This is a genomic window from Mesobacillus harenae (assembly GCF_013343715.1).
Lineage (GTDB): Bacteria > Bacillota > Bacilli > Bacillales > Cytobacillaceae > Mesobacillus_A > Mesobacillus_A harenae.
The window spans coordinates 59,407-72,512 of record NZ_JABUNR010000004.1; the positions used below are offsets into that span (position 1 = coordinate 59,407).

The 13,106-nt window shown below is 38.9% G+C and carries 11 protein-coding genes and 1 riboswitch; of the genes, 5 read left to right on the forward strand and 6 right to left on the reverse strand.

Translation table 11 applies throughout. The features are described 5' to 3' along the window. Positions 1 to 31: 31 nt before the first annotated feature. From HRJ06_RS06130 to HRJ06_RS06140, 3 genes are all read right to left on the reverse strand, one after another. A complete protein-coding gene (locus HRJ06_RS06130) occupies positions 32 to 1,381 on the reverse strand; it encodes a hemolysin family protein (protein ID WP_174730454.1) in 1,350 nt (449 codons plus the stop codon). Positions 1,382 to 1,646: 265 nt separating this feature from the next. Beyond that, a complete protein-coding gene (locus HRJ06_RS06135; RefSeq protein ID WP_174730458.1) occupies positions 1,647 to 2,198 on the reverse strand; it encodes a GNAT family N-acetyltransferase in 552 nt (183 codons plus the stop codon). 451 nt (positions 2,199 to 2,649) lie between these two features. Then, entirely contained in the window at positions 2,650 to 3,777 is a 1,128-nt protein-coding gene (locus HRJ06_RS06140; protein ID WP_174730461.1) for a histidine kinase N-terminal domain-containing protein, read from the reverse strand. A gap of 603 nt (positions 3,778 to 4,380) precedes the next feature. Beyond that, a riboswitch (TPP riboswitch) is annotated at positions 4,381 to 4,488 on the forward strand. A 103-nt stretch (positions 4,489 to 4,591) separates the two neighbouring features. Here HRJ06_RS06140 and thiT point away from each other — a divergent pair. The 3 genes from thiT to HRJ06_RS06155 all read left to right on the forward strand — a co-directional run bounded on the left by thiT (position 4,592) and on the right by HRJ06_RS06155 (position 6,735). Further along, the gene (thiT, locus tag HRJ06_RS06145) at positions 4,592 to 5,164 is read left to right on the forward strand and encodes an energy-coupled thiamine transporter ThiT (protein ID WP_174730464.1); all 573 of its coding nucleotides are present in this window, start codon (positions 4,592 to 4,594) and stop codon (positions 5,162 to 5,164) included. Positions 5,165 to 5,644: 480 nt separating this feature from the next. Next, on the forward strand, positions 5,645 to 6,103 hold the full coding sequence (locus HRJ06_RS06150; RefSeq protein WP_174730467.1) for a helix-turn-helix transcriptional regulator: 459 nt from the start codon (positions 5,645 to 5,647) through the stop codon (positions 6,101 to 6,103). A 251-nt stretch (positions 6,104 to 6,354) separates the two neighbouring features. Beyond that, positions 6,355 to 6,735 carry a hypothetical protein gene (locus tag HRJ06_RS06155; protein WP_174730470.1) on the forward strand — a complete coding sequence of 127 codons (381 nt, stop codon included), beginning with the start codon at positions 6,355 to 6,357 and terminating at the stop codon, positions 6,733 to 6,735. 508 nt (positions 6,736 to 7,243) lie between these two features. Here the strand turns inward: HRJ06_RS06155 and HRJ06_RS06160 are convergent. Then, entirely contained in the window at positions 7,244 to 7,762 is a 519-nt protein-coding gene (locus tag HRJ06_RS06160) for a universal stress protein (protein WP_174730473.1), read from the reverse strand. Between the two features lie 148 nt (positions 7,763 to 7,910). Here HRJ06_RS06160 and HRJ06_RS06165 point away from each other — a divergent pair, with 148 nt between their 5' ends. Continuing rightward, on the forward strand, positions 7,911 to 8,114 hold the full coding sequence (locus tag HRJ06_RS06165) for a hypothetical protein (protein WP_174730476.1): 204 nt from the start codon (positions 7,911 to 7,913) through the stop codon (positions 8,112 to 8,114). Between the two features lie 75 nt (positions 8,115 to 8,189). Here the strand turns inward: HRJ06_RS06165 and HRJ06_RS06170 are convergent, their stop codons facing one another. Continuing rightward, positions 8,190 to 8,912, reverse strand: a complete 723-nt coding sequence (locus tag HRJ06_RS06170) for an MOSC domain-containing protein (RefSeq protein WP_174730479.1) — start codon at positions 8,910 to 8,912, stop codon at positions 8,190 to 8,192. A 209-nt stretch (positions 8,913 to 9,121) separates the two neighbouring features. Between HRJ06_RS06170 and HRJ06_RS06175 the strand changes: the two genes are divergently transcribed. Further along, a complete protein-coding gene (locus tag HRJ06_RS06175; RefSeq protein WP_197969868.1) occupies positions 9,122 to 11,650 on the forward strand; it encodes a transglycosylase domain-containing protein in 2,529 nt (842 codons plus the stop codon). Between the two features lie 729 nt (positions 11,651 to 12,379). Here HRJ06_RS06175 and HRJ06_RS06180 read toward each other — a convergent pair. After that, positions 12,380 to 13,099 (reverse strand): hypothetical protein, encoded by a 720-nt coding sequence (locus HRJ06_RS06180; protein ID WP_174730482.1) that lies wholly within the window; start codon positions 13,097 to 13,099, stop codon positions 12,380 to 12,382. Positions 13,100 to 13,106 lie beyond the last annotated feature (7 nt).

Genomic DNA, 13,106 nt, shown 5'->3' on the forward strand with positions numbered 1-13,106 from the left:
AATTTATTTCCGGGGTTTTATGGCTATTCATTTATGATAAAGCCTGTGTTGAGGGAGCGGAAAATTGAATCACCTGATTTTCCGTTTCGAAGTTGTGGCAAATCTCAATATATTTAATGTGATGTGATTCCATTTCGAGCACTTTAAACATATAGCGTTCGAATGAAATAGTATCTCCTTGTTTTACATCGTAGTTTTCAGTCAGTATCCATCCGCCAATGGTATCTATATCCTGATCACTGATCTCAAGACCTAGTAAATCGTTAATTTCCGACACCAGAACCTTCGAATCAACAATATAGTGGTCATCTTTTAATTTGCGAATTTCTGGTACTTCATCCATATCAAATTCATCACGTATTTCTCCTACAATTTCCTCCAGAATATCCTCGACTGTTACAAGTCCGGAAGTGCCTCCGTATTCATCCATTAATATGGCCATGTGGATCCGGTCTTTTTGCATTTTAACGAGCAGATCATGAATAGCGATCGAGTCAATCACTCGAATGATTGGCCGCATATAATGGGACAGAGTTTTGTTGCGGAGGTCCTCGTTTTGGATTAGGTCTGTCATGACTTCCTTAATATTGACCAAACCGACAATATGGTCCTTATCTCCATCAATGATTGGATAGCGGGTGAATTTTTCTTCTTTGACAATCTGGAAAAATGCATCCAGAGTATCTTCCTGAGACATAGAAATAATTTCTGTCCTTGGGACCATGATTTCTTTGGCAATTCGATTATCAAATTCAAAGATTTTATTTACATACTTAAACTCTGATTGGTTAATTTCACCGCTTTTTAAGCTCTCAGAAAGAATAATTCTCAGCTCCTCTTCCGAGTGAGCCAGGTCATGCTCTGAAGTTGGTTTAAGGCCGAACATACTGGTTAGCAACCGGGCAGATCCGTTTAGCCCCCATATGAAAGGGTACATTACTTTGTAAAACCAGATAAGCGGACGGGCCGTCACAAGGCTTACCCACTCAGCCTTATGAATTGCAAGCGTTTTGGGTGCCAGCTCGCCTACCACCACATGCAAAAACGTAATGAAGGCAAAAGCGATTCCGAAGGATAAGACACTAGCAAATGAAAGAGGTATATCCAACCCGATAAAGACAGGGTAGAGAAGATCTTCAATTGCCGGTTTCCCCAGCCAGCCAATTCCTAGAGCCGTTATGGTAATTCCAAGCTGGCATGCGGATAAATACTCATCAAGGTTCGAAATGACTTTTTTGGCAGCCAGTGCGCTTCTATTCCCTTCCTCAATCAGCTGATCAATTCTGGAACTTCTTACTTTAACAATTGCAAATTCGGATGTTACGAAAAATGCTGTTAAAGCAATTAAAATGGCTATTAACACCAAGTTAAATATGTCCAATAAGTTTCCTTAACTCACCATTACAGCAAGTAAGGAGTCACCTCCCAATAATTTAAAAATCTATTAAATTTATTCTCACTGCAGGCTAGTTCGTAGGTGCGAAAGGTAGCCCCATCATACCACCTCAGCTTTTATTTTAAAATTTATTATACCATACACGCAAACTTACCGGATAGCATAAAACTCCTTTCTCTTATTATATGAAAAAGACATTCTTTGTATGAAACAGATATTACAGAAAACTCAATTAGTTAAAAGGCGGCCCTTAAGTATGTAATCTAGTCCAGTCTTTCGCCAGCATCCCATATACTACAAGATCATGAAATTTTCCATGGATCTTCTCGCCGTCCCGAATGGTTCCTTCTTTAGTAAAGCCTAGCCTTTCGGGAATAGCACGGCTTTTTAGGTTCTTGGTACCACACCTTACCTCAATCCGATTAAGACCAAGCTGGTAAAAGGCATGATGGATTAAAGCTGAAGCAACTCGAGTCATAATCCCTTTACCCTGAGTGTCCGCAGCCAGATAATAACCGATACTTGCCGAAGAATTGGCCCAATCAATCTCGTTAAAACCCGCAGCCCCCTTTAATATTCCTTTATATCTGATGCCTGTGTTAAATCCTTTTTCTTCAGAAAACTGACGCAGCCACATGGGAATAATTTCATGATATTGTAACGGTGAGACAATGCTGTCTACCCAAGGAAGCCATTTTCGTAAATGATGTCTGTTAGTATCTACAAGATAAAATAATTCACCAGCATGATGTAATTGGAATAGCTGCAGTTCTATTTCTTTGTCGACTTTTAATGTAAACATGATAACACTCCTTTCAGAAAATGCTTACAGCAGAGTTGTTTAAATATATCCAGTCAGCTAAAGGGATAGACCTTGTTTCCAGGCGGACCTCTATACAAACTGCTGTAATAGGAGCACTAACAATAAGGGTGAGGAAATGCTTTTTAATTCCTGCTTCAGCTGTCCGAATAAACCTCGGATTCGGACTCATCAGTAGCTGCGTATACAGACACAGCCGAAAAAAGTAAAGTTTTATCCAGGAATTTCACAGGTTAATATCGAGAGTTCTGAAAAGAATTAGCAAAAACCGCACTCGCATTAGTGCGGTTTTCGTTATTGTTTATAAAAGATCTGAGTTGTGGGAGTTATGCATTGTCTATAATGTACCTCCGCCTTCGAACCCTGTAAGTGTCCTTTATCTCTCAGGCTTAAGCAGCCAGTTAATATGGCTTAGCGGGTTGCCGTGATTTTTTCATTTATGGCTGCCATTTGGCAATAGTATTACAAAAGTGGTTAGGTCTGTTTCTGATGTACATGTAAGAATTCCTTTATGCTTTTCGATAATTTCCCGGCAAACAAATAAGCCTAGACCTGTACCCAGTTTTTTGGTCGTTACAAACGGCTCGAAGATCGATTTTAAGAGGCTATCTGGAATCATTGGCCCATTATTAGTAATCTCCATTTTGATATGGGTATTGTTTATGGGAGAGCTTTTAATTGTAATGACTGGATCATCACGATATTGGCTCAAGACATCAATTGCATTAAAAATAATATTGATTAACACCTGTCTTATTTCATCTGCGTATCCGCAAATTTCCATGTCTATCTCAGTTTCTTTAATAACCTTAACTTTAGCATCGAGGATACTTGGATATAAAAACGCAAGTACTTCTTCGAGCATGACATTTAAGGAAAACACCGTTTTTTCTTTTCCGATCAATTCTTTTTTAGATAGCAACAGGTACTGCGAAATTTGAAAATTTAGCTGTCCAAGCTCGTTTGAGATAATATCCAAATACTTCATCTCTGGGTGATCCGATTTTAACAGCTGGATAAAGCCCTGAATTGAGGTGAGCGGGTTGCGGAACTCGTGAATAAAGCTTGAGGTCATCTGCCCGAGGATTGTAAGTCTGTCTTTATGAGTAGAGTCTATAAATTGGTTTTTCTCTTCAATTACTTTGTTTTTTTGTTGTTCATAATAAGAAACTGCATAATACAAAAAATAGTCAAAACAATAATTAATTTTTTCAATGGAATATTGAAGAGTTTCCTTTTCTATGTTCAGCTTATTCATGTATTTATATATTACAGACCTGCCAAGATTTGTATTAAACACAAACTCGCCAATGTTTATATTTGCTTCAGCTCGCTCGTCTGCAACCAGAAAGGCTAGTTTTTGCAAGTGATCATCAAGCTCAGCCTCTGATTTGGAAAATACATCTAAAATGATGTTAAACATTGAAGCAGCATTATCCTTAACTTTCTCTTTGTATGGATCATCGTCAGATAACAATACTTTTTTATTCCAATCATCGAGAAGGTTCTCTTTCTCAGTTTCCAAAAATGCTGTTAGTTTTTGATTAGTTACAGATACCAATTAAGTAACCTCCTTAGTTTTGACATTACAGGATATGATTTATGAATTTACTAAGCCCGACAAAGGACTAGTAAGCTTTCGCTATTAACGGTTAAGGTTAGTGCAGGTGAAGAGACATTCTTTAAGAGTATTTAACTTAGTTGCTTAATTTTCAGCAGTGTTGATTGGAGTGAAGGCAATTGATTCCTGGAAAAACCGTGAGCATTCCCTTCGTGCGTGGACTTATTCGAAAAATGATAAATCAGTTCCCTGCTGGAGCAGAAATATAGGATGATCCCATAGGTGTATCAGCGGCGAGGAGGCAGGTTTTTTCAGATAGAGAAAATAACCTCTCCGACCACCCAGTTTAACGGAACCTAACGTATAAGGAACTAGTTATTAGCCAAATATTTTTCAAAACATCTATGACTTATTCGCTAAAGTGGTGTATTTTCCTCTGTCGAAATTTAGGAAATTATATTTTCATCTTTAAATCAGGGCTTATTTCCTATTTTTGAGGATTTATTATTGGCAATGATTCTTGTAAGAATATGATAGCCTGCCCAAAGAAACCTTGATATTTTTGCAGTTTAATAGTATATTCAATAGTGTTAATTGATAAAAAAATACCACAAGGGGAGCTGTGTTATAGCAGCTGAGAGTGAGCGATTGAGTTCTGACCCTTCGAACCTGTTAGTTAATTCTAGCGTAGGAATGTGGATTTGATGGAAAAGCAATAAAAGGCCATCCTATGCCGCCTTTTATTGCTTTTTTTATTGTGTAAATCCTAGGGGAGAAGAACAGAACCTCATTCTATTAGAAGGGGGATATGAATATGAAACAAAAACAAACACTTTTCATTGTAGAAGTGGCCGTTTTCACAGCTTTGGCTTTTCTGTTAGATTTATTGTCGGGATTTTTATTTTCAAGGATTTGGCCGCAGGGAGGATCTGTTTCCATTGCTATGGTGCCGATTTTTTTAATGTCCTATCGATGGGGGATTAAGGGCGGGATGGTTACTGGATTACTATTGGGCCTACTACAGTTTGTACTCGGTTTTTCACAAATTTATCACCCTATTCAAGGGATAGTTGATTATCTTGTTGCCTTTGCTCTAGTTGGACTTGCTGGTGTTTTTGCGTCACAGATAAAAAAGGGCCTACAAAATAGTCAAAAGTTTAAGTGGATTTTCCTTGTATTTATGGGTGTATTATTGGGCAGCGCATTAAGGTATTTGGCCCACGTTTATTCCGGGGTTGTCTTTTTCGGAGAATTCGCGCCTGCAGGACAGCCAGTTGTATTGTACTCCTTTGTATATAACGGAACATATATGCTTCCAAGTGCCATTATAAGCGGTATTGTAGTGATTCTGGTAATGGCGGCTGCTCCAAAAAGAATGGTGCAGTAAACACAGATAGAGCATCAGCCCTTGTTTTAAAGGGCATAAGCATTCAATCGAATATTCTCAAGAAAAGGAAGAGCTGTTGCTCCTCCTTTTTTTTCTGGAACTAATTAAGTTAGATTATGGAATGAATTTTCCCAGACAATTCACCTATTAAAACAGAAGGGCTGTTATAGTGGACATAAGGGACTAACGGAAAAATCAGCAGTAAAGTCAGCTGAATGACAAAACGCCCTTTTTGAACGAAATGACTCAAAACAGGTTATTGGGCATTCCAATTTTCCTCAGTCTAAGTATGTGATGTTTATGTTGATCTTTGACTGGCCGGAGTTTCTTTATGGGCAGGCTTGATGGACTTATCACTGGACCGTTACACGTGGAAATAGATAGCTTGAAGACTTTAGTAAAAAAATAACGAACATTTTGATTTATTGATAATAATAGTGTAAAATTACACCAAATGAATTAAAGAGGATGACGTAATGTATGACCAGAGAAGAAATTATCTTAAGGGTTTCTGAAAAAATTCGGATGATTCGTGCTGAGGTCGGTTATACACAGGATAAGATGGCCGATATTATAGGGGTTTCCAAGAAGACCTTGGTTCAGATTGAAAAAGGGCGAGCTTACGCTAACTGGTCAACTGTTGTTGCCATTTGTGCCTTATTTCGTGAAACAGAAACCATTCAATTTCTATTCGGCAATGAGCCATTAGAAGTACTGGAGACGGTTGCGCATGAGGGTTCAGACTATCGCAAAGAAAAAACATTGGGCGGGAAAGTCTGGTGGCGTGAAATTGAACGGGAAAATGGGTTCATTCTTCAGCAAAATATACTTAGCCAGCATTTTCGAATCTTAGATGAAGACGCTTATCGAATCTTTAGCAGCCTTGACGAAGAAGAATCGAAGGAGAGATTCCAAGAGCTTGTTAAAGCCCCGCTTTAGTGGTCCTTTTTATAGCTAGTCATTGACCATGTCTTGAGTACTTGTGGAGTTTTATTTAGGAAAACGGTTAAGAGAATAATCCAAACAAGCTGATTGTTGCTAGTCCCCAGGATGCTTGTGTTTTTCCGGTAATTGTTTAACATTTTTCAGATGCTGGAGTTTAAGATGGTTTAAAAATGAATATTGTTTTTGGTTTGTTTCGTCTATAAATATAACAGTCTATAAAATAAAAATAATTCAGGAGGGAGAGTATGACACCCCAAACCGCTATTTTTTTAATTTTACCGATGGTTACAATAGCGATTTCAACCTTTTTAAAGAGGATACTTACTAAAGTGCAGTTCGCTAATTTTATAGTAATTCTCTCCATTTACTTTTTCTCTAATATATCGCTATTTATGCTGATTGAAGGTGCTTTTCCAGGCATCGAGATTGTTGGAGCTGGTAATAAAATTAATCTCTTCACTGACTTAGCCTTTCGCCAATGGCTTGATGCTTTGTTAGTGCCAAATACATTCACTTTTTTATATATCATTATTAGTTATGCAGTATTGTTGTTTTTGGATAAACAAGCATTATGGAAAGAGCGGGTCGGTGCTTTAATCAGGAATCATAATCAAGACTTATCATAGAAAAAAGATGGGGAAAACACCCATCTTTTTTTCTTTGTAGAAAATCAGTTTGCTCGTTTCTGTCCATTCGACGAGCGACGGACAGGATGTCCTAGTCAGGCGAGTGCCGCAGGACGCGGCAAGCTACGAGGGTGGCTTTTCTTTGTCCAGCTTCAGCGCCTAGCTCCTCGAGTCGCTTCGGTCCTGCTGCTGAAGTCAAAGAACGACTTCATCTTCAGGCCCTCCAGCGCTTGTCGGAGCTGGACAGGCGCTTCCGGTTTTCTTGTCTAGCTTCGCCTCCTAGGGGCTCGGGGTCATAAGCCAATCGCTTCGGAAGGCAAAGATCGCCTTCTGTCAACGCTCGTCTTATGCCTGTCGCCCCTGGGCAGTCGGCTCCGCTTTTCTTTGTCTAGCTTCGCCTCCTAGGGGCTCGGGGTCATAAGTCAATCGCTTCTGAAGGCAAAGAACGCCTTCTGTCAGCGCTCGTCTTATGCCTGTCGCCCCTGGGCAGTCGGCTCCGCTTTTCTTGTTACCTTGCGATTAGTACTGGGCATGGGGCTTTTTTTGCAATTTGCTCGCTTATACTTCCCAACAGCATCTGTTTTATTCCACTATGACCGGATTCTCCTACTATCAACAGGTCCGCTTGTTCTGTTTCTGCCAAATCACAGAGGGTTTCAGCGGGCCTTCCTTCTAGTGTCCTATAATCAGCATGTATATTCTGAGTAGCTAGTACGGCTTTTGCGTTATAGAAGGCTTGATCTACACTGTTGGTAATCTTAGCATGTGTTGAAGATCCAAATCTGTCTCCATTAAGGGAAGCAGGAGGCAGTTGAATCCCCTCTGTAAGATATCCATTAACTCTAATTGGCTCTGCCACTTTTTCATCTGTGATCTTTTTATTCTCTACTTCTTCTTCAACTACGTGGGCAACGATTAAATTTAATTCCGGGTTGTCCTTTTTAAAACCCTTTGCAAACTCAAGTGCCTTATTACTTCCATGAGAGTTATCATAAGCAATGATTATACGGTTGAATGGACTACTCATAAAGTTAATCACCCTTTCTGCATTAAAGAACTTACTAATGCCTTTACCCAATTTTTATTTAATAAATTCATTGTTGAAATTCAGACCCGCAAAAAAAGCCAGCTTTCGACGAATATTGTGAAAAACATATCCCTATAGAGGTGAGACAATGAAAACCACAATAAGCACCAGTGTCCATCCTTTGATAAAGAAATGTCTCCAGCATCTTGAGGTTATTGATGCTAATGCTAAGACAAAACAAATCGTATATATGTATATGAGGAAGCTCCTGCAGGAACAGCAACAAAATACAATGATTCATTTTGATGGAGCAGAAGAAATGGATGGAGACTTAAGTCAGCACTTAAAGTAACAGAGGATATGAATTAATTGTTAACAGAGCTCCATTGTAAAAACGCTTTGGCCTTCTTAGCCAAAGCGTTTTTACTTATTTATCAAGCAGGAAAATTTTATCTCCGGTTTGAATGGCGCCTTTTTTAAGAACGGAAGCATACACACCAAAGTAGTTGTTTCGGGTTTCCACAATCGTCTTTAACAATGTCAGGTCCAGTGAATTATTAGTAGGGTCCATAGCAATAATGGTACATCGCTCACAATGACGCTTTATTTCTAGTTCTGCCTCCCCTAATACTAACTTTTTACCAAACCATGTATCTTCAATATATGGAATCTTATCAATTAGTGAGATATGGATATTGGAGCGAAATCGGCGATGGTCAACTTTTTCTCCCCATAATTCTTCTAATCTAGTAAGAGAAGCATCGGTTGTTAGCAATAAATGCTCCTCTTCAATAGCACCTAAGGGAACCATAGAGGAGTATTTAATAGGAGAAGTCTTTTTCCCGGATAGACTCTCAAGTTCGTCTTGAAGTCCAAGATCGCCCCATTCATAAATCTTTCCGAATGGAGACTTGATTTTAGGAGATGGTATTTTTGAACTTTCTTCTGAATCAGTAAATTCAGCGGAGTACAGCAGCATAGGTGGGAGTTGTGTGGCTGTTAGGAACTTTCCAGGCTCGGAGGCATCTTGGAATGCATGACTTCGATCTCCATATAAGCCATATGATTCAATTATGGTCCTCTTCACACTTTGCCCTCTAAAGGATTTAACAGGGTGGCGAATAATCTCTTTAATCTCTCCGATTAACATTTTTCCATCCCCTTCAACAGAAGTTTTCATTAATAAATCTCAGTCTAATAGGTATTTAGCTTTGCAGTTATTGCACCATACTTTACCACAAATCTGCGAGTGGGAAATATTACTCGCATGCTTCATGCAGATTAAGAGTGTTACCAATCTGCTTTTTGGGTATAAGAGAGTGACTTATAACTAATATTTTTAAAAGGTTGGGGTGCTCCATGAGCAATAATTATTCGATATTGGCAAGATTTATGCGGGGATGGAAACGGCTGCACATGAACCAGGTAATCATGTTATCAGCATCGACGGCCGTTCTAGCTTTTTTAAGCTTTTTTCACGTGTATTCTGAAAGTGCTGATATAAGTGAAATAAACAACAATGTCAAACAGCCTACTGTTATTTATGACCAGAACGGGGAGGTTGCCAGTAAAATCTCGGCTCATAAAAATGAAGGAGTTAGTATTGATCAAATACCCGATCATGTAAAAGAGGCTGTAATTGCAACGGAAGATCATCGCTATTACGATCACAGCGGAATAGATTTAATCGGCATTTCGAGAGCATTCTTACAAAACGTTAAAGCTGGAAGAATTGTTGAGGGCGGAAGCACGATAACACAGCAATTAACAAAGAATGCTTTATTGACTTCAGATAAAACTTATAAGCGGAAAGTGGAAGAATTTTTTCTGGCAAGAGAAATTGAAAAGGAATATTCAAAAGACGAAATTTTACAAATGTATTTGAACCGAATATATTTTGGGAATGGCGCTTGGGGTATAAAGCGTGCTTCTCAAAATTACTTTTCTAAAGAGGTGGAGCAGCTGTCGATAAGTGAAGCTGCTTTGCTAGCAGGCCTTATCAAAGCTCCGGAAGGCTTAAATCCTTATGAATTTTATGACGAGGCTGTTGAAAGACGGAACACAGTATTATATATGATGAGAAATCATAAGTTTATTACCGAGGAAGAATATAAAGAAGCTATTGATGAAGAAGTTGCTTTAAATGAACTTAAGGGCGATCCGCTTCGAGGTAAGCATCCTTCTTACGTTGACCATGTTTTTGAGGAAGCGATTAAAAGGTATAACTTAACCCAGGATGATCTTTTAACAGGAGGATTCAAAATATACACAGAGCTTGATGTGAACATGCAGGCAGCTGTTGAAGAAACCTTCCAAAAGGATGAGCTATTTCCTGAAGCAACTGAGGAGCAGATCGTACAGAGCGGTACGGTTTTAATAGATCCTAAATCCGGAGGAATTCGAGCATTGGCAGGAGGAAGAGACGAACATTTCTTCCGTGGCTATAATCGAGCTACCCAATTGAAAGCACAGCCAGGCTCTACCATGAAGCCTATTGCGGTATTTACCCCAGCTATTGAAGAGGGTTGGGATATTAATGAGAAGTTAAAAGATGAAGAGATGGAATTCGGCAATTATAAACCAAGTAATTATAACGGCAAATATAAAGGTGAAGTACCGATGTATGAGGCGGTCAAGGACTCATTAAACATTCCAGCTGTATGGCTGCTTAATGAAATCGGAATTGCCAAAGGTTTAGATGCTTCTAAAAGATTTGGTATTCCATTGGAGAAAGGTGACCGCAATCTTGCCCTCGCCCTCGGTGGTTTAGAACAGGGAGTTTCCCCGTTAACAATGGCACAGGCATATTCAGCTTTTGCCAATCAGGGAGTTCGATCAGAAGCGCACGCTATTACAAAAATTGTCGACCGAAATGGAAATATAGTCGGTGAATGGGAAGAAACAACAACAAAGGTAACATCGAAGGAAACAGCTGCGAAAATGACTGCAATGCTTCTTGAGACGGTTGAGGATGGAACTGGAAAGGGAGCTAGAATTGAAGGAAGAGAAATTGCCGGAAAAACTGGTTCAACACAAGTCCCGATTAAGGGTGTAAAAGGTGTAAAGGATCAATGGTTTGTTGGATATTCTCCAGAGCTAGTCGGAGCGATATGGGTGGGCTTTGATAAAACCGATGAGAATCACTACTTGACAACAACTAGCAGCGAAGGGGCTGCAAAAATATTCGGCGATTTAATGGCTGGTGCACTTCAGGAGATTGAACCATCATCCTTTAATGCACAAAGTATTGACTCCTATATTGAAAACATTGAGGAAGATAAAGAAAAGGATGAAAAGAAAGCAAAAGAAGAGGAAACGAAAAAGGAAATAAAGAAAGAAAAAGATACTGAAGATAAAAAGAAGGAAAAACAAACAGAAGCAAATAGTGCTGCAGAAGCCACAGATAATTCAACTCCGGCTAGCAGTGCTATAGCAACGCAAGAAAAGAGTAAAAAAGTCATGCCAAAAAAAGAGAAGCCCAAACAAGAAGACTTGAAGCAAAAAAAGGAGTCAAAAAACCAAGAAGTCTCTAAGAAAGAAGTCTCTAAGAAAGAAGAACCAAAGAAAGAGGAACCAAAGAAAGAGGAACCAAAGAAAGAAGAACCAAAGAAAGAAGAACCAAAGAAAGAAGAACCAAAGAAAGAAGAACCAAAGAAAGAGGAACCGAAGAAAGAGGAACCAAAGAAAGAGGAACCGAAGAAAGAAGAACCAAAGAAAGAAGAACCTGCTGAAGAAAAAGAAGAAACTGATTCAGGTAATGAGGCATCAGCAGCGTCAGTAGATGGCAAAGAAAACGGAGAGTCGGATGGTGAGAAGGAATCAGACAGTGATACCGATGGTGGTGGCTCAGAAAGTGCTAGTGATACCGATAATGACAAGCAAAGATAATTAACATACAGCAACATCTAGTTTAAAAATAAGCTGTTTATGAGGAGAAAGTAGTCTTCCTCAAACGAACTTGCTTAATAAGTAAATAAGAATAAAAAGCCGTTGATTTGAAATTAAATGGATCCGTTTTGAGGTGCTTTTCTAAAATAAAGCACAGTCCTTCCTTTTGACATCCAAAATGGCATATAAAAAAGAAAAACTCGCCACTAAAACGGCGAGTTCAGACTGTAGACAAACTCGATGAAAATCGGTTTGTTTACAGTCTTTTTTTGGTTCGTGGTGGAATGGCGCTGTTGATTTCCGTTCCAGGCGCTACGCTTTCCGCGGGGCCGGCGCTGAGCCTCCTCGCCGCCGTTGGCGTCTGCGGGCTCTCACCTGTCCAGCTGATCTCGCAGGAGTCTACGCGCCTTCCACTCCAATCAACAGGGCTCCTAAACTTAAGGTAGAACTATACCAAAGTCTATTTTAAAATAGAACTGTATAACGCTTGAGATGATGAAGTTGCTTTCGAAAAATAATCCAATTCAACGAGATCAATTAGAGGATGGTCGCTTTAGATCAACTTGTTCCTCAGGAACATCTAGTCAGCAAAATATCAAAAAGGGGTTCGGAATGAGAACATTCCAAACCTCTTTTGTCGACAAACTGAATTCGCCACTAAAATGGCGAGTTTTCTTTGTTATAAATTAGAGGTTCTCATTAAACTATAGCACCCGTTTAGTAGAGTAACTATTGAGGAAAGTTTAATAATTCAAAAAATCCAGGATCAGGTTTAGACTCTTTAACTCCTTTTTCAGATTGAAAATATATTGTCTTCTCATCTTCATAAAGAACCTTTACCTTTAAATTTCCGAATTCAATCACACTTGTTTTGCTTCTAGGTAAAGTATCTTCTTTATAATCGTATGCTTCTGTATTGATAAACCCTATAATTCCACTAATTCTAGCTTTATCTCTTACTTCTAAGCATTTACTGTCAAATTCGTCTTTATAAATACAAATCACCTCTGGGATCTCCTCTATCCACGATGAACTGACTACGATTGGATGCTTATCAAACATCACTTCAGTTTGGTCTTCGAATTTATTATAGTGGGCTGTAAGTGATAACTCACCGTCAAATCCCTTTTTTCTCCAATTGGAATAAAATCCAGACCAGTCATTATCTGAGTCATTGTCGTTAAGGGAAGAATCTTTATATTCAATTTTCCATCCCAGTTTAGGAAGTTCATTTAGGTAGTAATCATAAATATCAGTCCAATGGTCACCATTCATTACGTAGTTGTGTTCAGTAGGTTCTAAACCATCAAATAAAGGAATATCGTCGCGTTCTTCAGAGATAATAGACATCCCCTTATAGGTATCATCAGTGGCTTTTTGATAAGCAAACAAACCCATCACAATTAAAATCGCAATAAATCCATATAAAAATAATCTTTTTTTGATCACTTAATTT

What these genes read in the sequence shown, in the direction of transcription:
- HRJ06_RS06135 (WP_174730458.1), bottom strand. Translation starts at nt 2,198, where the DNA reads ATGTTTACATTAAAAGTCGACAAAGAAATAGAACTGCAGCTATTCCAA.
- thiT (WP_174730464.1), top strand. Translation starts at nt 4,592, where the DNA reads ATGAAACAAAAACAAACACTTTTCATTGTAGAAGTGGCCGTTTTCACA.
- HRJ06_RS06150 (WP_174730467.1), top strand. Translation starts at nt 5,645, where the DNA reads ATGACCAGAGAAGAAATTATCTTAAGGGTTTCTGAAAAAATTCGGATG.
- HRJ06_RS06155 (WP_174730470.1), top strand. Translation starts at nt 6,355, where the DNA reads ATGACACCCCAAACCGCTATTTTTTTAATTTTACCGATGGTTACAATA.
- HRJ06_RS06160 (WP_174730473.1), bottom strand. Translation starts at nt 7,762, where the DNA reads ATGAGTAGTCCATTCAACCGTATAATCATTGCTTATGATAACTCTCAT.
- HRJ06_RS06165 (WP_174730476.1), top strand. Translation starts at nt 7,911, where the DNA reads ATGAAAACCACAATAAGCACCAGTGTCCATCCTTTGATAAAGAAATGT.
- HRJ06_RS06170 (WP_174730479.1), bottom strand. Translation starts at nt 8,912, where the DNA reads ATGTTAATCGGAGAGATTAAAGAGATTATTCGCCACCCTGTTAAATCC.
- HRJ06_RS06175 (WP_197969868.1), top strand. Translation starts at nt 9,122, where the DNA reads ATGAGCAATAATTATTCGATATTGGCAAGATTTATGCGGGGATGGAAA.